Here is a 21,101-nt window from a genome sequence, read left to right as displayed (position 1 = left end):
TGGCCTGCAACGATCCCGGCCCCAGGCTCGGCACGAGAATGACCATCAGCACGTAACGGCCCAGCTCACCCTGAGCGGTCCGGACCTGAGGGGCAGCGCATGTGCCGCAACATCCCGCCGTCCGTCCTTGCCCCCGTGGAGGACGCTGCTCGTGACGGCATCGAGCGCTTCGGCGCCGGATGCCTGGTCCGCGACCGCGGCCGGATCCTGCTCCTTCGACGGAAGCAGGGCGACTGCATGGCGGGCCAGTACGAGCTTCCGTCCGGAGGCGTGGAACCCGGTGAAAGCGTGGAGGAGGCCGCTCTGCGGGAGACCCTGGAGGAGTGCGGCCTGGCGGTGACGATCACGGGCTACCTCGGCTCCGTCGACTACACCAACCGCAAGGGGCAGCGAGGCCGGCAGTACGCCTTCACCGCCACCGCGCCGAGCACCGAGCCCATCATCCTGAGCGAGCACGACGACTTCATCTGGGCCAGGCCGAACGCCCTGCCGCCGAACGTCTCGGACGCAGTGCGCGGACTGATCGCGCTGGCCGAGCAGCGCTGATCAGGTTCAACGGCGGGCCCTCACGAGAACCGTGGCACGGAGGCCGCTGAGCCGGCAGTGCACTGACCCGTACCCACAACCGAGACGTCACTCAGGGTGATCGGCCGAATCTGGACGGCGATTCTGCGTTGCTCGTGGCGCCCTGGGCGTTCTATCCTCTGGGCAACGCGCTGACGGAGACAAGTAGCCGCAGGGCACGCGAGCCGAGAGAGCTGCCGGCAGCTGGGAAGGCAGTCTCGCGTCCTGGGGTGAATCCCCTCCCGAGTGCGGGGAGGAACGGCCGATTGCGGCCCAATGCCCCGCCGGTTCGCTCCCGTTATCGAGCTGTCGAGGCCGTCATCTCCGGATGACGGCGAAGGCGTGGTGGCACCGCGAGTTCCCTTCTCGCCCACGCCCCCAAGGGATCACGTCGGACTCCGACTGATCGATGGGACCCGAAATGCTAGACATCACCGTGATCCGTGAGCACCCCCAGCGCGTCGAGCGCGCGCTGGCGAAGCGAGCCGTTCACATCGACCTCACCGCCTTCCTCGCCCTGGACGAGAAGTACAGGCATGGCACGACCGAGGTCGAGACGCTACGCGCCGAGCGCAAGCAGATCTCTCGCGAGATCGCGCGGCTCGACCCGGCGGACCCGGCCGCCGTCGCCAAGCGCACCGAGGCAACCGAACTCGGTACCCGCCTTGCCGCACTCGAAGAGCAGCTCACCGCCCTGGCCGGCGAGCGCCAGGCATTCCTCGACCAACTGCCCAACCTGCCCGACGAGGACGTGCCGACCGGCGGCAAGGAGCAGAACCAGGTCGTCCGCGAGCACGGCACCCGGCCGGCCTTCGACTTCGAGCCGCACAATCACGTCGATCTGGCCCGCCGGCTGGGGCTGATCGACTACGAGCGCGGGGTCAAGCTCGGCGGCACCGGCAACTGGGTCTACCGCGGCAACGGCGCCCTCCTCGAATGGGCGCTGCTCAACTTCTTCATCGAGACCCACGTCCAGGACGGTTACGAGCTGATCCTGCCGCCGCACCTGCTGACCTATCAGGCTGGCTACGCCGCAGGACAGTTCCCCAAGTTCGCCGAGGACGTATTCGCGCTCGAACAGGGTCCGGCCGGGCCGCAGCGGTTCCTGCTGCCGACCTCGGAGACCGCCCTGGTCAACCTCCACCGGGACGAGGTCCTGACGGAGGACGAACTTCCGCGCAAGTACGTCGCCTACTCGCCCTGCTACCGGCGCGAGGCCGGCAGCTACCGCGCCGCCGACCGTGGAACCCTTCGCGGCCACCAGTTCAACAAGGTCGAGATGTTCCAGTTCGCTCACCCCAACGCCTCCGACGCCGCCCACGAGGAACTCCTTACCAAGGCAGCCAACTTGGTCGAGGCACTCGGCCTGCACCACCGAATCACCCGGCTGGCCGCCGAGGACACCAGCGCCTCGATGGCCAAGACCTTCGACGTCGAGGTCTGGCTGCCCAGCATCGACGGCTACGTCGAGGTGAGCTCGGTATCGAACGCCCGGGACTACCAGGCCCGGCGCGGCAACATCCGCTACCGCCCCGCAACAGGAAAGCCCGGCTACGTGCACACCCTCAACGGCTCCGGGCTGGCGACCAGCCGCCTGGTGCCGGCTCTGCTGGAACAGCACCAGCAGCCGGACGGCACCGTCGCGGTTCCTCCGGTGCTGCAGCGCTGGCTCGGCTGCAAATCCTTGACCCCGGCAGCAACGAGGTAGTCGTACCGCCGGCAGGCCCGGAACAGCGCATCCGGGCCTGCCATGCAGGAGCGCCCGCTGCCTGGGCCATCGCTACGGCGGTGACCCAGACAGTGCGTGCCCTCCTGCAGCAACGCATGCACCAGGCGACAGGCGGGGAGGCTGACACCGTGACGGAGACCTTGCCACAGTGGGCGCGGCGGATCGCCGAGCAGGAGCTGGCGGACACCCTGCCGAGGCGGTGGTTGCACTCCCAGGGGGTTGCACGCCAAGCCGAACAGCTGGCCGCAGTCGCCGGGCCGGATGATGGCCTGCTGGTCGCAGCCGCGGTGCTCCACGATGTCGGCTACGCACCCCGCCTGGCGTTGACGGGCTTTCATCCCCTCGACGGCGCCCGATTCCTGCGGGACGAGCACGGCGCGGACGCGCGTCTCGTGCGACTGGTGGCCAACCACTCGATCGCCCTGCTGGAAGCTGAGGAGCGCGGGCTGCGCGAGACGCTGGAGGACGAGTTCCCGATGCTCGATGACCAGGTGCTGGTGGACGCCCTGATCTTCTGCGACATGACCACCACTCCCGACGGAGGGCCGACCAGCGCCCGTGACCGGGTCGCGGAGATCGTAAACCGGTACGGAGTCGGCACGCTGGTGGGACGGTTCATCCAGCGTGCGCAGCCGGAGCTCGAGGCGGCGGTGGCCCGCACCGAACACCGGCTCGCCGTCGCGAGTCAGCCGAGGTAGGGGTACCGGCCACTGAGGAAGTGGCCGATCTGCTGACGCATGCTCGGGTGGATGTCGTACTCGTCCAGGTCGACCGGCCGCACCCAGCGCACACCGTCGGCCTCTTCGTTGATCGTCGGGGTACCGCCGATCGGGCGGCCGATGTATGCCACCTCGAACTGCTGGCGGGCTTCGCCGTTGCTGCTGTAGACGACGATGTGCTCCGGGTTGGAGTAGACCCCAAGCAGACCGGTGATCTCCGCCTTGATCCCGGTCTCCTCCTCGCACTCGCGCACCGCGCAATCGGCGGCGGACTCGCCGATATCCTGCTTCCCGCCGGGCAGCGCCCACTGCCCGGTGTCGCGGCGGCGCTGCAGCAGGATCTCGCCGGCTTCGTTCTGCACGAGCAGGTTGCTCGCAGGGACCAGCGAGTTCGCCGCCGGTGCGTCCGGATCGCCGTAGTACTCAGTCCTGCCGGCCATGAGACTGGCTCCCCTCCGTGTCGTTGGTCCACGGCCGGGCGGAGCCCCAGACCGCGTCGAAGCTCTGAGCGTAGCCGTCGAACCAGCCCAACTCGCCGTCCTTCTGAAGGTGCAGCAGCGGGTTGGCGGACGCTGGTCGGCCCCAGACATGCGGGTTTACCAGCAGGTCGTCGTCGTAGCGGAACAATGAGTTGTACAACGTGGTGTCGTGAAGGCGGATCTCGCAGCCGGACGTGCCCAGCAACGGCCGGTAGTAGGTCAGCGAGGCGCCGATCTTCGCTGCGAGGGCATCGCCGATGCCCTCCTCACGTCCGCGGATCGCCACCGCGCGACCGTGCGGGTCGCCGAAGCACAGCCGGACCTTCACTCCGGCCGCCGCGCGCTGCGCCAGCATCGTGGCGATGCGCGGGTTCGACTGGGCGAAGAACGTCCCCGAGAACACCAGCACGTCGATGCCCTGCTCAGCTTCCAGCAGCAGGGAGAGCCACAACTCCCGCGGAACGCTGGCACGGTCTGGGTAGGTGGCCACGAGGCCGGCGCCGGCGCCGGGACCGGCGACCTGCGCGGCTCGGGGATGGGGCTCCGGCCAGAGGAAGGTCTCGTCCACCTGGAGGTGATGGGCAACAGCCCACCGGTGGCGAGCATGGGGTACGCGACCGCCTAACCAGCGGATCACGGTCTTGGGGTCCACCTCGCAGACCGTAGCGAGTGCCGCGGGGGGCACGCCGCGTTGGGCGAGTGCGGAGCGCAATCGCTCGTTCACAGCCGATATCCAACCGGACCCCGCCGGGACTCGCAAGGACGTCTTGGGACGCGACGCGGCCGACGATTGCCCGACGTGCTGCCTACGCTGACCCAATGGCGCTCATCGTCTTGTGGGACATCGATCACACCCTCATCGACAACGGGGGCGTGAGCAAAGAGATCTATGCCAGCGCGTTCTCGTCCATCGCGGGGCACCCACCCGTGGCGCCGGCAGCGACAGACGGCCGGACCGACCGCCTGATCATGCGCGAGATGTTCCTCCTGCACGGCCTGGCAGTGCCGGAATGGCCAGTGGTGAATGGTGCCCTTGAAACGGCCGGGCGTCAGCTGACGGCCGAGCTGCGCCGCCGAGGGTGCGTCCTGCCAGGCGTGAGAGAGACGCTGGAGTCGGTCCAGCGTGAGGGGTGGCTGATCAGTTCCGTGCTGACGGGGAACATCGCCGAGAACGCCAGAACGAAGTTGTCGGCATTCGACCTTGATGGCCTTGTGGACCTGGGAGTGGGTGCCTACGGAGCCGACGATGTGGAGCGGCAGGCTCTCGTCCCGGTGGCTCGGCTCCGGGTGAGCCAGGCATGTGGGCTTCCCGTGTCAACCCCCGTCGTGCTGGTCGGCGACACTCCCCGCGACGTGGAGGCCGCACTGGCGAACGATTCGGAGATCATCGCTGTCGCCACGGGCGTGCACAGCGCCGACCAGCTACGAGACGCTGGCGCCCACGTGGTCCTGGCTGACCTGACGGACACGGACTCGGTGATCGATCATCTTCACCTGATGGCAGCTGGACGCCGCTGATTCCTGTTACCCGCCTCGCCGAGGGGCGGGTTACAGACCGGAAGGACTTCAACATGCTGATCCGAGATGCGGTCGCCGGCGACGGTCCAGCGCTGGCCCGAGTGCACCTTGATGCTTGGCTGGTCGGGTACGCCGGCCTCATGCCGCAGGGCCTGCTCGACGCGACGACGCTGGAGCGTCGCACGGCAACGTGGCAACTGACCTTGAGTAGGGACCGTGACCCGAGAGAGAAGATCTTGGTCGCTGAGGTGAGCGGAGCTCCACTGGGCTTCGCTCACGTTGGTCCTGGCCGCGACGCGGACGCGGATGGCGCGGGAGAACTCTGGGCGCTGAACGTGGCACCGCAACAATGGGGGAACGGCCTGGCATCCAATCTCGTCCGAGCAGCTCACGACGTCCTGCACCGCGACGGGTTCGACAAGGCGACGCTGTGGGTGCTCACCGCCAACGCCCGCGCGCGCAGACTCTACGAACGGCACGGCTGGTGTACCGACGGCATCACCCGCGAAGAAACGATCAGGGGCTTCACCATTCCCGAGCTGCGGTACACACTCGACCTACGATCGAGGTGAGTTGTCACACCGCAGGTAGTGGACGCCGAGCGTTGCCGGCACCGGTGTGCTCGCCTCACCTGGCCGATGCCGGCGGCGAGGCGCCCGCAGGCCAGGTCCGCTAGCCTCCGCTTGCTAGCGGACCTGTCCGGCTTGATCGAGCATCATCGTCGCCAGGAGCCAACCCGTGGTCAACCGCCGCAATGTCAGCAGCATCGCTGCCAACGCCGAGACCGAACTCATCGCCGCCTACGGCGCCAATCCCGAAGACCTGATTGCAGTCGGCACCGAGGCCCGCGTCTACGCCCTCGGCGACGACCAGGTCCTCAAGATCTACGCCGACCCCGGCCAACGCGGATCGCTGGAAGCCATCGCCGACCTCTACCAGCGCTTCGACCGCGCCAGCGTCTCCTGCGCGCTGCCCGAAATCCGCACCATCGATCAGCACGGCTCCCTTCTGGCCGTTACCGAGACACGCCTGCCTGGCATCCCGATGAGCAGCGCACTCGACCTCACCGACCCCGCCACCGAACGCACCTACCTCACGGCCGTCCAGGACTTCACTGGCCTCCGGCTCACCGCCCCGCTCGGGCGGCGCATGCTCCTCGATCCCGCCCCCACCCACCAGGACGAGGACTGGAACGCTTTCCTGGGCCGCCTCCTCGACCACAAGCTCCCGCAGGTCTTCGCCGACCTGCGTTGCGACGTCCCCGCCGTCGACAGCATCATCGATCGGCTCATCGCGCGACTCGCCCGCCCGTATGCCGGACCCGAGAGCGTCATCCACGGCGACCTCTACCCCGACAACATGCTCGTCACCACAGACGGCAAGGTCAGCGCGGTGATCGACTTTGGGACCTTCACCCTCCTCGGTGACCCGCTCTACGACGTTGCCGGCGCTTGCGCCTACTACCGGATGTACGACTCTGACCGCCTGGCCGTCCGCAACCGCCTGCTGACTACAGCTGCCGCGGGCCTCACCGCCGACCGGCGCGATCAGTTGGCCGACTACCTCCAGCTGATCGCCCTGCTCTCATGCGACCTCTACCCGAAGCAGGACCTGCACATCCGCGAGACCGGCCACTACCAGTGGGCAGCCGATGTCCTCAACTCCCAGACTGATTGGAGGGACTGAGGGCATCGCCAGGGAGCGTGGCGTGGCAGCGCCAGCAGCACTGGAACATGAACACGACCGCGCGGTATGGCGGCACCGCGCGCAGGCTCGCGCCGCTGAAATATTCCGATTGTCATGGCATTCGGCAGAGGTGAATACACGTCAGGTTGCGCGGTACCCTGGGCCGCTGGTTGGTCAACTTTAACGACTGCGGCGACCTCCGGCACTTCCCTGGCCGAGCTGCCACCGCAGAGCCATAGGGACAGGTGCACTGTGACGACTCCGACCGCGCCGACAACGGTCTCGGACTTCTACTGCAACGAGGCGTTGAACGGTCGAACGCCAGTGAAGGTGGTGGAGGACACTGACACGGTGCTCGCGTTCGAGCACACCAGGCCGAGCTACCCGGTGCACATCGTGGTCGTCCCGAAGCGGCACATCCCGTCGCTGGTGGACCTCGGCGACGGCACCGAAGAGGAGCTCGCGGACGTGCTCCGGGTGGTTCGGAAGGTCGCGGCGAAGGTGCGGGCGGAGCACGGCGCGGCGTGCGTCGTGACGAACGAGGGCGCGTACCAGGAATCGAAGCACATGCACTGGCACGTGCTGTTCCGCGGCGGGCTGCCGGAGGGCCTGGCCTGAGGCAGCCCGCCGACAGGTCAGTGGGCGTGACGGCGTCGCCGGCGCGCGAGGCCGATCGTCCTGGTCGCGATGGTCCTCGCGGTGCGGTGGACGGCATCGGGGTCTGAGTGGCGCCGAGCGCCACCCAGTGCGGGCAGCAACTGCTCGCAGGCGTGCAGGAGGGGCTCCCCGCCGGCCATCTCCTCGTCGGCCACGACGACGCAGGTGGCGTGCTGCGCGTACGCCTGTGCGTTATCGAGCTGGTCGCCGCGGCTGACGGAGGCCGGCAGCGGGACCAGCACGGCGGGCTTGGACAGCGCCTCCAGTTCGGCGAGCGTGGTGGCACCGGCCCGGCCGATGACGAGGTCGGCGAGCCAGAGGGCGTCCACCATGTCGTCGTGCAGGTACTCCAGCTGCCAGTAGCCGGTGACCGAGGACAGGGCCGGGTCGAGGTTGCCTCGACCGCAGATGTGGACCACGGAGAAGTGCCGGGTGAGGCCGGAGATTTGGCGACGGAGCGCCTCGTTGACGCGCTGCGATCCGCTGCTCCCGCAGAAGACGAGCAGGACCGGGGGGCCGGCCGGGATGCTGAGCCGGACGCGGAGGTCCTCGGGCCGGCCATCGGCGAGGTCGTCGCGCAGGGGAAGCCCCGTGACCACCGACTTGCGCTGGAGCCACCTGGGCAGACCGGGTGTGTCCTCGGCGAGGAAGACCGTGGTGGCGAAGCGGGCGAGGATCCGGTTCGCCAGGCCGAGGGTGTGATCCGACTCGTGGATGGCCAGGGGGACGCGGTTGAGCCACGCGGCGACCCCGACCGGCACCGACACGTAGCTGCCCTTGCTGAAGACGACGTCGGGCCGCTCGCGCCGCATCGCCCGCCAGGCCGCGAACACCCCGCGGGCGACGGTCACCGGCATGGTGACGTTGCTCCAGGAGCGGAAGCGCTGCAGCCCGGCGGAGGGGACGGCCGCGAGCCGGATCCCGGCCTTCGCCGCAAGGTCTGCTTCGATGCTGTCGGCGCGGCCGAAATAGACCAGCTCGCATTCTGCGCGCCGCAGCTCGGCGGCCACCGCGAGAGCGGGAACGACATGGCCGGCGCTCGCGCCCCCGGTGATTCCAATCTTCAGCTTCACGCCGTGAAGCGTAACAGGCTTCGAGGGGAATTCCACCCGGCCCAGAAATCCTGGTTTCTGTATTTCTGGCCGAATTTCCGGCCCGGCGCCGGAGCGTGATCGGCGGCGGGGCGCGGGTGGCGCCCGCCCGGCGCACTGGGTGGCTCGGCCCTCGGTTCAAGCGGTTCGCGGCGCCGTCCGGGCGTCGAAGGTACGGGTGTGCAGTGGTCGGGCTGGCTGGATTCGAACCAGCTCCTCGGCAACACTTATGCCGTGCTCTTCCGTTGAGCTCCAGCCCGTGGTGAAAAGAAAGCTATCGCATTGGCGTGCCGCAGGTCAATGCCGAATTTCGCCGGTCGGGGAATTGAATTCGGGCGCGGCAATTCCGACATCGGACCTTTCCTCGTCCGATGCCGGAATTGCAGTGGGCGGTCGTCAGGTCAGGGGCTGGTCCTCTGCAGGGTGTGGAGGTTGTCGGCCGAGATGGGGCTGTTGCGCCCGGTCCAGCGGTCCACCGTCTCCAGCTCGCCCTCGGCGTGCCGGGGGGAGAGCACGAGGGCGGTGGGCACGCCGAGCGCCTGGGCGTACCGGAACTTCTCCCCGGCGGGCAGGGGGCGGTCGTCGACGAGGAGCCGCAGTCCGAGGCGGTGGAGCTGCTGGATGGTGCGGTCGGTGCGCTCCTGCTGCTCGGTCAGGTCGGAGCGCAGGACGACCAGGTGGACGTCGGCAGGTCCGGTGCCGTGCATCCAGCGCAGGCCATCGGCGTCGCGGTGGACGCCGGCCAGGGTCTGGATGCAGCGAGTGAGACCGATGCCGGAGCAGCCCATGAGGGGGGTGCGCGGGGTGCCGTCGTCGCCGGTGAAGGTCAGGCCCATCTTGGCGGAGTACTGGGTGCCGAGTTCGAAGACGTGCGCCACCTCGACAGCCTCGGTGGCGCGGTAGCGGCCGGCGGGGCATCGTCCGCAGTCGAGGCCGTCGGCGGCGGCATGGACGTCGGCGGGGTGGAGGTCGAGCGGGGGCAGGCCGGCGGCCCCGGACCACGATGCGCCGGTGCGCAGGTCGTCGGGGCCATCGGCGATGGTGAAGCGGTCGAGGCCGCTGACGGAGCGGTCGTGGACGACGTCGATCCCGGTGCAGTCCCAGGGAGTGAGGGTGCCTGCGCTCTTGCCGAGCAGGCCGGGCAGCTCCTCGGGGTTGAGGAGTTCGATGTGCTGGCCGGGTCTGAGGGCGGCGGCGAGCTTGCGGGTGCTGATGGTGAGGTCGGAGCGGATGCAGACCGCGGTGGGCCTGGTGGTGCCGTCCGGGCCGGTGACGGCGAAGACGATCACGTTGACGACGGGTTCGCCGGGGGTGGAGGTCTCGGGGAACGTGGCGCTGAGGATGGCGCCGTCGCCGCGGTGGCCGCAGTGGTCGCAGGCGAGGATGCTGCTCTGACCGAAGTCGGCGAGGACGAGGTGCTCGGTGGTCGGGCCGGCGGAGATGGCCCCGCCGTCGGCCGGGGCTTGGAAGACGCCCTGCAGGCCGATGCCGGTGAGGGCGTCGTTGCAGGCCCGGTTGAGCAGGCTGATCGACTCCAGCATGCCCGCCCGATCGGCGTCGAAGGTGTAGGCGTCGGCCATGGTGAACTCGCGTCCGCGCATGAGCCCGCCGCGGGGGGAGGTCTCGTCGCGGAACTTCGTGGTGTTGAGGGCCAGGCGCACCGGCAGGTCGCGGTGGGAGCGGAGGTGGGGCCGGACGGTGGCGACGGCCATCTCCTCGGAGGTCGGCGCGAGGCACATGTCGGTGCCGCCGACGCGGGTGGTGATCAGCGCGCCCTCGTCGGTGTAGACCTTCCACCGGCCGGACTCCTCCCACAGGGTCCGGCTCTGGAGGGTGGGCAGGGAGACGCTGTTGAAGCCGTGGTGCTCGAAGGCGTCGCGGGTGATCCGGTCGAGCTGGTCGCGTACGCGCAGGCCGAGCGGGAGCAGGGTGTGTACGCCGGCGGCGTCGGTGCGGCCGACGAGGCCGAGGTGTTCGAGCAGCTCCCACGTCGGGGCGGTGGGGTCGGTAGCGCGGGGGCGGGGCACGGGGAACAGCCGGGAGGCGTAGATCGGGGCCGGGGCGGAGGGGCTCACGCGGCGGCTCCGATCGCGTCGCGGGTGACGGTGGTGAGCCGTTGGGCGCTGTGGGCGATGTCGTAGCAGGAGGCGTTAGCCAGTCCCGCTGTGCTCAGGCCGGTGCGCAGCGCGTGGTCGGCGGCGAGCTTGTCGATCGCCTCGGCGAGCTGGGCGGCGTCGCCGGGGGCGTAGGGCAGGCCGGCGGCGCCGAGGGTCTGGTTCATGCCTGCGACGTCGGAGTAGACGACGGGCAGTGCGTGGGCCTGGGCCTCGATGGCGACCAGGCCGAACGCTTCCAGACCGCTGGTGGTGAAGAGGAAGGCGTCGAAGTCCGCGAAGCGCTCCCACAGTGCCTGGCGGGCCTGGAACGGTGCGAAGCGGATGCGGTCGCTCAGGCCGAGTTCCCGGGTGAGCTGCTGGAGGGCGTCCCGCTCGGGGCCGCTGCCGATGACGGTGAGTTCGTGCCGCTCGCCGGTGAGCGCCATCGCCTCGATCGCGGTGGCCGTGGACTTGTTGGCGTCCAGGCGGCCGGCGTGCAGTAGCCGCAGGGTGTGGGTGTGGGTGGGGTGCAGGGGCCGGGCGGCGCGGGCGAGGGGGATGCCCCAGGGGACGAGAGCCGTCTTCTCGCGGTAGCGGTGGCCGGTCAGTTCGCCGATCTTCTCGGCGAGGGCGGTGTTCGGGGCGACGACGGTGGTCGCGCCCGCGACGATCTCGGTGAGGACGTCGCGGGCGAGCGGGTCGGAGGCGGCGGCGATGACGTCGGTGCCGTGGGCGATGGCGACGACGGGCGTGCCCTGGGCGGCGCGGACGAAGGCGAGGGCGAGCCCGAAGCCGAGGTGCTGAGCGTGGATGACGTCGGGGCGGGCCTGGTCCAGGTGCCGGCGGACCTCGGTGGTCAGGGCGTCGACGTAGGCGCCGAAGCCGGGGCCGTAGGGGGCCTTGGTGGCGTTGGCGAGCACGGTCTCCTCGAAGCCGTGCTGCCAGGTGGGGTCGGTGGGCGGGAGCGCGAGGAACGTCGTGCGGGCGCGGTCGGCCAACTCCCGGTACAGGTCGGAGCAGAAGATCATGGAGCCGCAGGAGGGCTCCAGGGGCAGGTCGATGCCGGTGGTGATGTGCACCCTGGTCATGCGGGCTGTCCTTCCTGCTGGAGGGAGTCGAGGTAGGTGGCGAGGCTGGAGCGCAGCAGGGCGGAGGTTCCGGCCCAGCCGATCGCGCTGGCCACATCGAGGACGGACAGGTTCGGCGCGAACCCCTGCTGCGGCCACGCCTGCTCGTAGGCGGGGTGCCGGGGCAGGTACTCGTTCCAGGTGACGGCGATGCCGTCGGCGGCGAGGTCGGCCGGGTCGAGGTAGCCGCGGGTTCCGGAGCCGGCCCATAGCTCGTCGGCCCCGGCCGCGCGGCAGATCCGGACGATCCGGCCGGTGCGGTCGGCCTCCGGGTCGATCGGGAGCCGGGAGGTGAGGGTGAGGTCGGCGGGCGCGCCGAGGGCGACCGCGAGGCCGGTGGTCAGCTCGAGGTTGAGGTCGAGCAGCCACCGGTGCCCGGCGGCGAGCGGCGGGGCGAGTATTTGCAACACTTCGTCGAGGTGGCGGCTGCGGCCGTAGGCCAGCCGCATCCGGTGGAGCATGCCCTGCGGGTCGAAGGTGTCGGCGATCCGCACGTCCTTGATCAGCTGGCCGTGGTTCTTGACCACCGGGACGGTCAGCCACCGGACGCCGTCGGGGGTCTTGATCCGGTTGCGGTTCTGGAAGCCGCCGTCCTCGAACTGCACGTTGTCGTACAGGGCGACGGTCCGGCACGCGAACAGGGCCTCGCAGAAGCCGAGCCACGGCGCGAACGGCGGCTGCTCGATGTAGAGCCGGTGGTTCATCGGTCCCCCTCGGGGACGAGCAGGGTGATCAGGGACGTCTCGAACGCCTCGAAGCGGCGGCCGGCGGCGGCCGGGACCGGGGCGAGGCTCCAGCCGGCCTCGGCGGCTCGGTGGTGGGTGAAGTCCTCGCTGAGGTACCAGCGGCCGGCCTGGCTCTGGTGCGCGGCGAGGGCCTTGACCTTGTCGGGGAGCAGGTCGGTGATGTCCACCAGCACGGTGGGGTGGAAGTCGCCCCGGGGGGCGTGGGGTTGGCCGTGCAGGATCGTGGTGCAGGTGGCGACGCGGGTCGCGGCGTTGACGGCGGCCTGGGCGACGGCGAGGTGGTCCTGGTGGTCGGGGCCGGCGTGCAGGCTGTGGGTGATCAGGACGGTGCAGCCCAGGCGCACGAGTTCCGCCTCGATGCTGGAGACCAGCTGGCGGTCGGGCACCAGGGCGCCGTCGGTGAAGCCCAGGGGCAGCAGGTCGATCCCGCTGCCCTCGTAGGAGGCCGCCGATTCGGCCTCCCGCTCCCGGTCGCTGAGGCTGACGCCGCGGTTGCGGTCGGCGAGGGCGACGCCGTTGACCCCGGTGGTGACGACGACGACGGTGACCGTCGCGCCGTGCTCCAGGTAGCGGTGCAGGGTGCCGTAGCACATCAGCTCGGCGTCGTCGGGGTGCGCGACCACCGCGACGACGTGTTCACGCGGCGGCGCCACGGGCGTCCTCCTCTCGGAAGTCGCGCCAGATCTGCGAGGGCTCCGGCAGGGTGCTGCCCTGGTACTTGCCGGAGTACAGCTCCCGGCGGCCGGTGGGCACCCAGAAAGTCGCCTGGCCGATGCGCTGGCCGGGGTAGACCCGGACCGGCTGCACGGCGTGGAACTGCAGGGTCAGGCGACCGAGCGACCCGAGGTCGATCAGGTCGGCGGTGCAGTGGACGAACAGGCCGGTGCGGGCGGTGGAGGAGCGGGCCCGGATGATCGGCACGAAGTGCTCGGAGCCGATCTCCTCGGCGGTGGAGGCGAGGTAGATCCGGCCGGGGCGCAGGACCATGCCCTCCTCGGGGATGGTGGAGCGTACGAACCGGTTGGGCCGGCGGCAGTCGAGGGTGCGCCCTCCCCACCAGCGCCGCGCGTACCAGCCGATGTCCGAACTGAGGTGGAAGTCATAGGAGTTGGGGCTCAGGAGCGAGGCGTCGAACGGGGTGATGGTGATCCGCCCCGCCTCGGCTTCGTCCTTGATCTGGGGGCCGGTGAGGATCACGCGGCGGTCACCTCCGCAGAGGGGCCGACGGCGTCGCCGCCGGCCAGGGCGTGGGGAGCGAACGGGGAGGGGTCGCTGAGGGTGCCGTAGTACCCGGCATACGGCATGCGGTCGCCGACCGCGTGCCAGAAGGACACCTGGCCGATCACCATGTCGGGGTACACCCGAAGCGGCTGGGTGACGACGATCTCCAGCGTCCAGCAGTGGACCGCGCCGAGCTGGGCGAGGTCGGCGCTGATCTGGGTGAACAGGCCGAGGCGGCCGACGGAGGAGCGGCCGATCAGGCTGGTGACGTAGCGGTCGGAGCCGATGCGCTCCACGGTCGAACCGAGGTAGACCCGGCCGGGCCGCAGCCGGTAGCCGCGGCGCGGGATCGTGATCGTCCGGGTGGGCGGGCTGGTGTGCGGGTCGACGGGGGTGCGGGTGAACACCTTGAGGGTGGGCCCGAGCCGGTAGCCGTGGCTGTTGGGGTTCGACTGCTGCGGCAGGTACGGGTCGATGGTGATGTGGCCGGCCGCAACCGCCTCGCGGATCGCGGGGCCGGTGAGGATCACCGGGTGCCGCCCTGCACGTAGGTCTGCCGCAGCAGCCGCCGCTGTCCGGGCTCGATCGTCTCCTGGCCCTCGCCGAGCGGCATCCGGCCGTGGGCCCAGCGCAGCTGGTCGAAGACCAGCAGCTGCCCGGGGCGGAGCCTGATCTCGGCGCGGTGGCGCAGCGCGGCGTCGGCGAGGGCGCCGAACGCGGTCGCCGCCTCCTGCCGGACGGCGTCGGTGCCGTCGACGAGCTCGCCGCGCAGCAGGTGCGGGTGCATCTTGCTGGTGAACCGGATCGGCAGGCCCGGCTCCAGCTGCTCGGGCAAGACCGCGAAGCGCTCCAGTCCCTGGCCGACGCCGTGCACACCCTCGTCGGTCCAGTACCGGAACACCGGCTGCTGGAGCAGCGCCCGTTCGGCGTCGCCGAGTTCGGCGGCGGCGCCCCACAGGTCGGCCAGGGCCGAGGCCCCGCCGCCCGCCGGGTCGTCTCGCTCGCAGTACAGCGCGATGTAGCGCGGGATGAGGTCGCGGTCGACCAGGTCGACGTGCAACCGGTTCTCCCCGGTGCCGTGGGTGCGGCCCGGGTCGGCCTCGGTGCGGACCTTGAGGCTGCTCCAGCAGCCGTCGGCCGGGTAGACGGCCAGCACGGGACCGAGCGCGGACAGGAGGGAGAGCGCGAGTTCCTGGTTCAGGCGGTGATCGACGGGGTCGAAGGCGACCAGGGCGCGCCCGTCGCCCTCGCCGGTGATGTGCTCGGCGAAGCCGTGCGGTGCGACAGGGCCGTCGAGGAACTCGGATGCGGGCAGCGACTGCATGGTCAGGACCCCTCCTTGACGTGGTCGGTGAGCAGGCCGCGCAGCGTGCGCGGCGGATCGAGCGGACTGGCCGGCAGACCGAGGCGCTCGGCCAGGTAGGCGGTGGTGGCGACGGCGCCCAGGCCGCCGGTCACCCCGGCGGTGACGGGGCTCTCGCCCAGACCCTCGGCCAGGGCGGCGATCTCCCCAGCCGTGTGCGGGCTGTCGAGGACGACCAGCTCGGTGTCGAAGGGCGCGGCGGCCACCAGCGTTTGCCGGTCGACGTGCTGCGGCAGGCCGGTGCGCAGGGTGTAGCGGTTGAGCACGAAGGCGTCGGCTCCCGCCGCGCGCCGGCCCCGATCGGCCAGCAGCTCGGCGAGCTGGCGCCGGTCGTCCACCGGGGCGGCAAGATGTCCGATCGTCGTGCTTCCCCAGGCCCGGAACGTGCCGACGGCATCCCGCACGTAGCCCGGGACCGACCCGCGCGCGACCTCACGGCCGCCGGTGTAGTCGACGGTGAATGAGGGCCCTGCCGGGCCGAGGTCGATCCGCAGCAGGCCGACACCGCACTCGGGCGGCTTGGCCACGTACCGCGGCGGGAGCGCCCAGTGGCCCATCGGGCTGTGGCAGTGCCCGGCCACCATGATGTCCAGCGGGCCGTCAGCGAGTTGGAGTGCCACGTCCGTCTCGAAGCCGCTGTGGCTCAGCCCGAGCACCACCTCGGCGCCCGCCTCCAGCAGCCGGTCCCGCTCGGCGGCCAGCAGAGCGGCGGTCGGCTCCTCGAAAACGAACCCGGCGCGCTCGGCGGGCGGCACCGCCCCGAACGCCTGGGCCCCGAGCACGCCCACGATCCCGATGCACCGGCCGGCCGCCTCCAGGAGCAGGCCCCGCTCCCACCGCCCGGCGAAGGCTGGCGGCGGTGTCAGGTTCGCGCACACCACCGGGGGGAAGCGCTCCGGCTCGTGCAGCCGTACCAGGTCTGCCAGGTCGTGGTTGCCGGGCACCACCGCGTCGTAGAGGTCGGCCAGCAGCCGCTCCTCCGTGCGCCCCCGGGAGTACTCGTGGAAGGCACTGCCGCCGAAGAAGTCACCGACGTCCACGACCAGCGCGCCGTGCTCGCGCAGCCCCTGGACGGTGGCGAGCATCCCCAAGCCGTCCGGCACTGCCGAGTGGAAGCAGCCCGTCGCCGCCACCGTCACCGTGTTGATGGCCAATTCCCTGTCCATGCTCAGCACCTCGTGATCGACACGACGCGCAGTGGCACGGCCGCCTCGGGCCAGAAGTCTCCGCGCGAGATCCCGTCGACCTCCTCCAGCCGCAGGCCCGCCCCGAACCAGTCACCTGCGGCGGTGTGGTCGGCCGTGACGGCGGGGAGCACCGCCAGGCCCCGCGCCACGTTGGCGGTGGATGCGAACACGTGGGCGGTGATCCCGAAGGCCAGCGTCCAGTCGAACGGGAGGATCGACAGGAACACCGTGCCGACGGGCAGCTCGCCGTCGAGGTCGACCTCGCGGACGTCGGACAGGATCGGCCGGGCCCGGTCGCCGAACGGTTCGAGAGCCGGGCATAGCACCTCGGCCATCCGCGGGTCCTTCTCGACCGCCCAGATCCGGTGCCCGGCCCGCGCCACCGCAGCGGACAGCGTGCCCAGGCCCGCGCCGATCTCCAGCACCGAGTCGTCGGCGCGCAGACCCGCCAGCTCCAGCAGCCGCGCCGCGACTGCCGGGGAACGCAGGAAGTGCTGGCCCAGGTCGGCCCGGGTCCGGAAGTCGCTGTCCCGCAGGTCCGCGACGACCTCGCTCTCAACCAACTGCAGCGTGGCCGCCGAGGGGGCCGCTGCAAGCTCCGGGCTGCGCGTCCTGACAGAGGTTGCCATGGTTCTCCTTCCGCAAGATGTGAGCCGGAGCGTCCTCAGAGGGCCTGCTCGCCGGCAGCGGGGCCGCGACCGCGGTTGCTCGGCAGATGGGCAGGTTGGAATCGCTCCGGTGCCAGGTCGGGCTTCTGAAGTGCCAACTACGCTAGGAATCCACGAAGTCGGGAAACACTCACCGGCAGTACGGGTTCGTGCTCCTCCGCGCCGGTGGTGCCGCGCGGATGCACAAGGACACACCCTGGGTCGGCCGACCGGCAGAGGCGGAGGCCGCGATCGTTGAGAACTTCGCGCGGTCGGCGTGAAAAGCCGCGAATTCGCACACACAGCAGCGCGGTTGACGTACCGTCGCCGAGTGATGACGCTCGGAGACTCCCAGCTAGGGGCCGAGACGGCCCTCTCCGGCGACCGCCCCGGAGCGGTTCTGGTGCAGGCCCTCGGATACGCAAACTGGTCGCCGCGCGAGCTGGTCCGCGAGATCAACGGACGGCTCGCGGGCCTCGGCGAACGACGACTCGACCTGACCGTTGCCCACGCCTGGAGCCGCGGCTCGGTACCACGCTCCGAGACGGTCCGTCGGCTGGCCGCCGCGGTGCTGACGGAGAGGACCGGCCGGACCTACACCCCGACCATGCTCTGGGGTACTCCCGAGCCGGACGCCCGCAGGGACGAGCGGACCGTCACCGACGACCTGGTCGGGCGCCGCCCGCTGGCCGCCGTGCTGGCCACTGCCACCGCCTGGAACGCGACTGCCCCCGCATCCCAGGCGACGCTCCGTCCGTCCGGTGACCTGTTCACCGCGGTCTGGGACGCCGACCGGCAGCAGCCCCACAGCATCAGCCGCGAGAGCGGCACCGACCACGTACTGCCGCCGATGATGACGCTGCTGGAATCCCACCTCGCCGACCTGCGCCGTCTCGACGACGCCGCCGGAGGAGGCGCCATCTCCCAGCGGTACGTGCGCATCGCCCTCGACGGCGTGCTGTCGCTCCTGCAGAGCAGCCGCTACACGCCGGATATCGGCACCCGGCTCCTGCGCACCGCCGGGGGACTCGCCCAGCTCGCCGGGTGGATGGCCTTCGACGCCGACCTCTCGGCCTCGGGCCAGCGCTACCAGCTGGTCGCGATCCGCCTCGCCAGGGCCAGCGCGGACCACGACACCGTCGCCAACGTACTCGGGATGCTCGCCTACCAGCACGCGGCGGCCGGCAACCCCACGGCCGCGATCCGCTTCGCCGAGGCCGCTGTCGAAAAGGCCGCCAAGAGCCTGCCCACCGTCCGGGCCCGCGCCCTCGGTCGGCTTGCCACCGCCCACGCCGCCGCCGGCGACATCGACGCCTTCCGCTCGGCCACCGACCGCTGCCGCGCGTTCCTCGAGCACCGTCGCGACGACGACCCCCCGGCGCTCTACTACTTCACCGCCGACCAGGTGGCCGCCGAGAGCGGGCAGGGCCTGGTGGACCTGGCCGCAGCTAACCCCGGCGCCAAGGGCCGCCGACTGCTGGAGGAGGCTCACAGCCTCCTGTCACCGATCACCGCGCACGGACCTACCACCGGCTACACCCGTTCCGCCTTCCTGCACGGTGTCCACCTCGCCCGGGCCCACCTCCTCGCCCACGACACCGAGGCCGCCCTCGCCACCTTCGGAAAGCTCACCGCCCATCTGCCCGACGTCCAGTCCGTGCGCTGCCGCAACCTGCTGCTCGGGATCCGCCGGCACGCCGGAACCCGGATCAAGTCGGCGAGCGGCAAGGATGCGCTGAACCGAGTGGACAGGGCACTATCGGCTACATGACGCCGACCGGTCTTGCCCGCCCCGTTGCCGCCGCGCTCTCCGCCGTCCCCTACGACCACCCCGAGGCCCGCCGCCTCACCACCGCCCTCCACGCGGAGCAGACCGCCATGTACGGCTTCGCCGACGACCCGGCGGCCACCGAGCCGGAGCTCTTCGCGCCGCCGCACGGCCTCTTCCTCCTCGCCCACCCAGACGGCCATGACGAGGCGCTCGCCTGCGGTGGCTGGCACCTGGTCGCCCCGGCCACGATCGAGATCAAACGCATGTACGTCGCCCCGGAGGCTCGCGGGCTCGCCCTCGGCAGCCGGATCCTGCGCGCTCTGGAACGCGAGGCGTACGAGCTCGGCGCACGACGCGCCGTCTTGGAAACAGGCAGCCGCAATCTGGCCGCGCTCGCCCTGTACGAACACCTCGGCTACCAGCCGATCCCCTCGTACGCTCCCGGCCGCGACCCGCTCGTGAACCGCGCGATGGCCAAGCAGCTCACAGCAGCGTAGGAACTGGAAGGTCCCGTCAGGCCGGTGCTGACTGCCAGTCGGTGGGGTCGAGCGCGAGCGCCGCGTCGGCGATGCGCTGGGCCGAGGCAGTGGTGAGGGCGGCGCGGCAGCGGTCGATCTTGCCCTGCACCGCGGGGACGCCGGCGGCCCGGTACTCGATGGCACGCAGCAGGCAGTCGAGTTTGTCGGCGTCCTTGGCGCAGCGGGCCTCGGGGGTGGTGCCGTCCTCGAACTCGGCGATCACGTCGGCGAAGAGGGCCTGGACGGCAGGGTGAGCCGCCGCGGTCTGGTCGGCCGTGACCTTGCGGGGGTCGGCGGCGGTGACGTACCGGCGGGTGAGTGGGCTGAGGTCGCCGGTGCGGGCTTCGGGGACATCGTGGAGGGTGGCCAGCAGGGTGGTGCGGGCCGGGTCGCCGCCCTCCAGGGCGGCGAGGGCGGCGGCGATCACGGCGGTGCGGTGGCTGTGCTCGGCGACGGTCTCGGTGGCGGACAGGGGGATGCCGTCCTGCCGCCAGCCGGTGCGGGGCAGCGCCCGGAGGGAGCCGGCCTCAAAGAGGAGCCGGGCGACGCCTGCTGCCTGTTCACCGTCGAGCTGCACCACAGGGTCCTCCTGATCGCGTGTCACCCGTCGTCCCGACCGTAGCGCAGGCGGTCCAGGTCGCGCCGGGACGTCGCGGAGATGAGGCTTCCGTCGAGGAGCTCGGCCGTGAATGTGTCGAACGATTGGGCGGGGTCCGGGGCCGCGTGCGGCAGCCACGGGTGCAGGTGCAGCAGGGTGCTGATCGAGTGGACGTACAGGTCGACGGTGCCGGGGGCGAGGTGGAAGGAGGAGACGAGGGCGCGGAAGAGGCGGATCGGATCCCAGGCCGTCGGGTCCGGGTGGTGCATGAAGGTGTCGTCGGTCTGGTCGGTGGGCATCGCGCCCAGCCACAGCGCCCAGTAGGACAAATTTGCTAGTTCGCCGTGCTCGTCGTCCAGCAGCGCGGTGGAGATGAAGTGCCGCAGCTGGTCTGGATCGCCCTGGCGGGCGGCGACGGTGGCGACGGTGCGGGCCTCGATCGAGCGGTGGCTGTAGCCGCGCCGGCCGAGTGCGGGCCGCATGCCGCGCAGCGCCTGCTCCGACCAGGCGGCGGCGTCGGGCGCGGTGTCGTAGGAGGCGAGGTAGAGGGCCTGACGGTGCAGCAGGCTGCTGTGCCCGTCGGCCGTGGCTCGCTCGGTGGTGGTCCGCAGGTTGGCGAAGAAGCGGGCGCGGTCGTCCGCGGGCAGCAGGGGGCCGGGACGGGCAGGGCCGCGCCTGGGCCGCGAAGCGACGGTGGCCAGCGCCGGCGGCGGGGTGCCCTGCAGCGCCCAGGCGACCAGGAGGGCGGAGTCGCGGGGCTGGACCCACCCCGCCAGCGGGTGGCGGCCGGTCTCGTCGGGCGGGTCGAGGACGGCAGCCAGGACGCGGTCGGCGTCCAGCGCCGCCCCGCTGTGCGCGAGCAGCAGCGGATCGGCCCCCAGCAGGGCCAGGCGGCGGCGCAGGTCCAGGTAGTCGCCGGCGCGGGTGTGCGTCAGCGGGCGGCGGCCGGACTCCCAGCCCTGCACGGTGCCGACATCGACGCCGAGATCCTCCGCCAGCCCCTCCTGGGTACGCGGGATGCTCTCGCGGGCTAGACGCAGCAGGAAGCCGGAGACCAGACCGGCCGACGGCGCTTTCGCGGACACTGGGCCCCTCCTTCGCGCACTCGTTCGCGGCTTTCACGCCGACGCCGCAGAGTTCACGACGCTCGCGGCGTCCACCTCTGCCCGCCGGCGGACAGAGGGTGTGTCGTGGTGCAACCGCGCGGTACCGCCCGCGTCGAAGGGCGCGGAACCCGTACCGCCGGTGAGTGTTTCCCACAGTGCCTGATTCCTAGCGTAGTTGGCACATCAGGGGCCCGGCCGGGCAACGCGGCAAACGCCGACTGACCGGCCTGCCGCGCAGCCGCGGCCCCACGCCAACTCCGCTGTACGAGAGGGGATGG

The 21,101-nt window shown here is 71.1% G+C and carries 23 protein-coding genes and 1 tRNA gene; 9 read left to right on the top strand and 15 right to left on the bottom strand.

Going from position 1 to position 21,101, the window contains the following annotated elements:
• Positions 1–99 precede the first annotated feature (99 nt).
• The 3 genes from AB0J08_RS03515 (at position 100) to AB0J08_RS03505 (ending at position 2,991) form a co-directional block, all read left to right on the top strand.
• Positions 100–546, top strand: a complete 447-nt coding sequence (locus tag AB0J08_RS03515) for an NUDIX hydrolase (RefSeq protein ID WP_360626182.1) — start codon at positions 100–102, stop codon at positions 544–546.
• 439 nt (positions 547–985) lie between these two features.
• On the top strand, positions 986–2,272 hold the full coding sequence (gene serS, locus AB0J08_RS03510; RefSeq protein ID WP_360626179.1) for a serine--tRNA ligase: 1,287 nt from the start codon (positions 986–988) through the stop codon (positions 2,270–2,272).
• Between the two features lie 149 nt (positions 2,273–2,421).
• The gene (locus AB0J08_RS03505) at positions 2,422–2,991 is read left to right on the top strand and encodes an HD domain-containing protein (RefSeq protein WP_360626176.1); all 570 of its coding nucleotides are present in this window, start codon (positions 2,422–2,424) and stop codon (positions 2,989–2,991) included.
• On the opposite strand, the gene AB0J08_RS03500 is transcribed toward AB0J08_RS03505, so the two are convergent.
• Together AB0J08_RS03500 and AB0J08_RS03495 are read right to left on the bottom strand one after the other, a co-directional pair.
• A complete protein-coding gene (locus AB0J08_RS03500; protein WP_360626173.1) occupies positions 2,979–3,452 on the bottom strand; it encodes an NUDIX domain-containing protein in 474 nt (157 codons plus the stop codon). The genes AB0J08_RS03505 and AB0J08_RS03500 overlap by 13 nt on opposite strands.
• The gene (locus tag AB0J08_RS03495) at positions 3,436–4,215 is read right to left on the bottom strand and encodes an XRE family transcriptional regulator (protein WP_360626170.1); all 780 of its coding nucleotides are present in this window, start codon (positions 4,213–4,215) and stop codon (positions 3,436–3,438) included. Before AB0J08_RS03495 ends, AB0J08_RS03500 begins: the two co-directional genes overlap by 17 nt.
• Before the next feature lie 95 nt (positions 4,216–4,310).
• Between AB0J08_RS03495 and AB0J08_RS03490 the strand changes: the two genes are divergently transcribed.
• The 4 genes from AB0J08_RS03490 (at position 4,311) to AB0J08_RS03475 (ending at position 7,313) form a co-directional block, all read left to right on the top strand.
• Entirely contained in the window at positions 4,311–5,009 is a 699-nt protein-coding gene (locus AB0J08_RS03490; protein ID WP_360626167.1) for a haloacid dehalogenase-like hydrolase, read from the top strand.
• A gap of 53 nt (positions 5,010–5,062) precedes the next feature.
• A complete protein-coding gene (locus AB0J08_RS03485; protein ID WP_360626164.1) occupies positions 5,063–5,581 on the top strand; it encodes a GNAT family N-acetyltransferase in 519 nt (172 codons plus the stop codon).
• Between the two features lie 166 nt (positions 5,582–5,747).
• Entirely contained in the window at positions 5,748–6,695 is a 948-nt protein-coding gene (locus AB0J08_RS03480; protein WP_360626161.1) for an aminoglycoside phosphotransferase family protein, read from the top strand.
• A 333-nt stretch (positions 6,696–7,028) separates the two neighbouring features.
• Positions 7,029–7,313, top strand: coding sequence for an HIT domain-containing protein (locus AB0J08_RS03475; RefSeq protein WP_360626158.1), 285 nt, complete (start codon positions 7,029–7,031; stop codon positions 7,311–7,313).
• Positions 7,314–7,330: 17 nt separating this feature from the next.
• Here AB0J08_RS03475 and AB0J08_RS03470 read toward each other — a convergent pair whose 3' ends face one another.
• From AB0J08_RS03470 to AB0J08_RS03420, 11 genes are all read right to left on the bottom strand, one after another.
• Entirely contained in the window at positions 7,331–8,425 is a 1,095-nt protein-coding gene (locus tag AB0J08_RS03470) for a UDP-N-acetylglucosamine--N-acetylmuramyl-(pentapeptide) pyrophosphoryl-undecaprenol N-acetylglucosamine transferase (RefSeq protein WP_360626155.1), read from the bottom strand.
• Positions 8,426–8,629: 204 nt separating this feature from the next.
• Positions 8,630–8,703, bottom strand: a tRNA-Thr gene (locus tag AB0J08_RS03465).
• A gap of 141 nt (positions 8,704–8,844) precedes the next feature.
• Entirely contained in the window at positions 8,845–10,518 is a 1,674-nt protein-coding gene (locus tag AB0J08_RS03460) for an aminoacyl--tRNA ligase-related protein (protein ID WP_360626152.1), read from the bottom strand.
• Positions 10,515–11,627: a glycosyltransferase family 4 protein gene (locus AB0J08_RS03455; RefSeq protein ID WP_360626149.1), complete on the bottom strand. Its 1,113-nt coding sequence runs from the start codon at positions 11,625–11,627 to the stop codon at positions 10,515–10,517. The genes AB0J08_RS03460 and AB0J08_RS03455 overlap by 4 nt, the downstream gene beginning before the upstream one ends.
• The gene (locus AB0J08_RS03450; protein ID WP_360626146.1) at positions 11,624–12,370 is read right to left on the bottom strand and encodes a WbqC family protein; all 747 of its coding nucleotides are present in this window, start codon (positions 12,368–12,370) and stop codon (positions 11,624–11,626) included. The genes AB0J08_RS03455 and AB0J08_RS03450 overlap by 4 nt, the downstream gene beginning before the upstream one ends.
• Positions 12,367–13,065, bottom strand: coding sequence for a PIG-L family deacetylase (locus AB0J08_RS03445; protein WP_360626143.1), 699 nt, complete (start codon positions 13,063–13,065; stop codon positions 12,367–12,369). The genes AB0J08_RS03450 and AB0J08_RS03445 overlap by 4 nt, the downstream gene beginning before the upstream one ends.
• Positions 13,049–13,609 carry a dCTP deaminase gene (locus AB0J08_RS03440; RefSeq protein ID WP_360626140.1) on the bottom strand — a complete coding sequence of 187 codons (561 nt, stop codon included), beginning with the start codon at positions 13,607–13,609 and terminating at the stop codon, positions 13,049–13,051. The genes AB0J08_RS03445 and AB0J08_RS03440 overlap by 17 nt, the downstream gene beginning before the upstream one ends.
• The gene (locus tag AB0J08_RS03435; protein ID WP_360626137.1) at positions 13,606–14,163 is read right to left on the bottom strand and encodes a deoxycytidine deaminase; all 558 of its coding nucleotides are present in this window, start codon (positions 14,161–14,163) and stop codon (positions 13,606–13,608) included. The genes AB0J08_RS03440 and AB0J08_RS03435 overlap by 4 nt, the downstream gene beginning before the upstream one ends.
• Positions 14,160–14,957 carry a TauD/TfdA family dioxygenase gene (locus AB0J08_RS03430; RefSeq protein ID WP_360626134.1) on the bottom strand — a complete coding sequence of 266 codons (798 nt, stop codon included), beginning with the start codon at positions 14,955–14,957 and terminating at the stop codon, positions 14,160–14,162. Before AB0J08_RS03430 ends, AB0J08_RS03435 begins: the two co-directional genes overlap by 4 nt.
• A 2-nt stretch (positions 14,958–14,959) precedes the next feature.
• Complete coding sequence (locus tag AB0J08_RS03425) at positions 14,960–16,162, bottom strand: metallophosphoesterase (RefSeq protein WP_360626131.1); 1,203 nt, start codon at positions 16,160–16,162, stop codon at positions 14,960–14,962.
• A gap of 2 nt (positions 16,163–16,164) precedes the next feature.
• Complete coding sequence (locus tag AB0J08_RS03420; protein WP_360626128.1) at positions 16,165–16,812, bottom strand: rRNA adenine N-6-methyltransferase family protein; 648 nt, start codon at positions 16,810–16,812, stop codon at positions 16,165–16,167.
• A 352-nt stretch (positions 16,813–17,164) separates the two neighbouring features.
• Here AB0J08_RS03420 and AB0J08_RS03415 point away from each other — a divergent pair, with 352 nt between their 5' ends.
• Positions 17,165–18,601 carry a hypothetical protein gene (locus tag AB0J08_RS03415; RefSeq protein ID WP_360626388.1) on the top strand — a complete coding sequence of 479 codons (1,437 nt, stop codon included), beginning with the start codon at positions 17,165–17,167 and terminating at the stop codon, positions 18,599–18,601.
• The gene (locus AB0J08_RS03410; RefSeq protein WP_360626125.1) at positions 18,598–19,098 is read left to right on the top strand and encodes a GNAT family N-acetyltransferase; all 501 of its coding nucleotides are present in this window, start codon (positions 18,598–18,600) and stop codon (positions 19,096–19,098) included. The genes AB0J08_RS03415 and AB0J08_RS03410 overlap by 4 nt, the downstream gene beginning before the upstream one ends.
• 16 nt (positions 19,099–19,114) lie before the next feature.
• Here AB0J08_RS03410 and AB0J08_RS03405 read toward each other — a convergent pair whose 3' ends face one another.
• Both AB0J08_RS03405 and AB0J08_RS03400 read right to left on the bottom strand, forming a co-directional pair.
• The gene (locus AB0J08_RS03405; protein WP_360626122.1) at positions 19,115–19,699 is read right to left on the bottom strand and encodes an HD domain-containing protein; all 585 of its coding nucleotides are present in this window, start codon (positions 19,697–19,699) and stop codon (positions 19,115–19,117) included.
• 20 nt (positions 19,700–19,719) lie between these two features.
• On the bottom strand, positions 19,720–20,802 hold the full coding sequence (locus AB0J08_RS03400) for a helix-turn-helix transcriptional regulator (RefSeq protein WP_360626119.1): 1,083 nt from the start codon (positions 20,800–20,802) through the stop codon (positions 19,720–19,722).
• Positions 20,803–21,101: the final 299 nt, after the last annotated feature.

It is taken from the genome of Kitasatospora sp. NPDC050463 (assembly GCF_040655255.1).
Lineage (GTDB): Bacteria > Actinomycetota > Actinomycetes > Streptomycetales > Streptomycetaceae > Kitasatospora.
Note: the sequence above shows the minus strand (reverse complement) of the source record. Positions and strands in the feature narration are given on the sequence as shown.

Coding starts and splice junctions, on each gene's coding strand:
- AB0J08_RS03450 (WP_360626146.1), bottom strand. CDS start 12,370: ATGAACCACCGGCTCTACATCGAGCAGCCGCCGTTCGCGCCGTGGCTC.
- AB0J08_RS03485 (WP_360626164.1), top strand. CDS start 5,063: ATGCTGATCCGAGATGCGGTCGCCGGCGACGGTCCAGCGCTGGCCCGA.
- AB0J08_RS03430 (WP_360626134.1), bottom strand. CDS start 14,957: ATGCAGTCGCTGCCCGCATCCGAGTTCCTCGACGGCCCTGTCGCACCG.
- AB0J08_RS03410 (WP_360626125.1), top strand. CDS start 18,598: ATGACGCCGACCGGTCTTGCCCGCCCCGTTGCCGCCGCGCTCTCCGCC.
- AB0J08_RS03415 (WP_360626388.1), top strand. CDS start 17,165: ATGACGCTCGGAGACTCCCAGCTAGGGGCCGAGACGGCCCTCTCCGGC.
- AB0J08_RS03515 (WP_360626182.1), top strand. CDS start 100: ATGTGCCGCAACATCCCGCCGTCCGTCCTTGCCCCCGTGGAGGACGCT.
- AB0J08_RS03500 (WP_360626173.1), bottom strand. CDS start 3,452: ATGGCCGGCAGGACTGAGTACTACGGCGATCCGGACGCACCGGCGGCG.
- AB0J08_RS03490 (WP_360626167.1), top strand. CDS start 4,311: ATGGCGCTCATCGTCTTGTGGGACATCGATCACACCCTCATCGACAAC.
- AB0J08_RS03420 (WP_360626128.1), bottom strand. CDS start 16,812: ATGGCAACCTCTGTCAGGACGCGCAGCCCGGAGCTTGCAGCGGCCCCC.
- AB0J08_RS03425 (WP_360626131.1), bottom strand. CDS start 16,162: ATGGACAGGGAATTGGCCATCAACACGGTGACGGTGGCGGCGACGGGC.
- serS (WP_360626179.1), top strand. CDS start 986: ATGCTAGACATCACCGTGATCCGTGAGCACCCCCAGCGCGTCGAGCGC.
- AB0J08_RS03455 (WP_360626149.1), bottom strand. CDS start 11,627: ATGACCAGGGTGCACATCACCACCGGCATCGACCTGCCCCTGGAGCCC.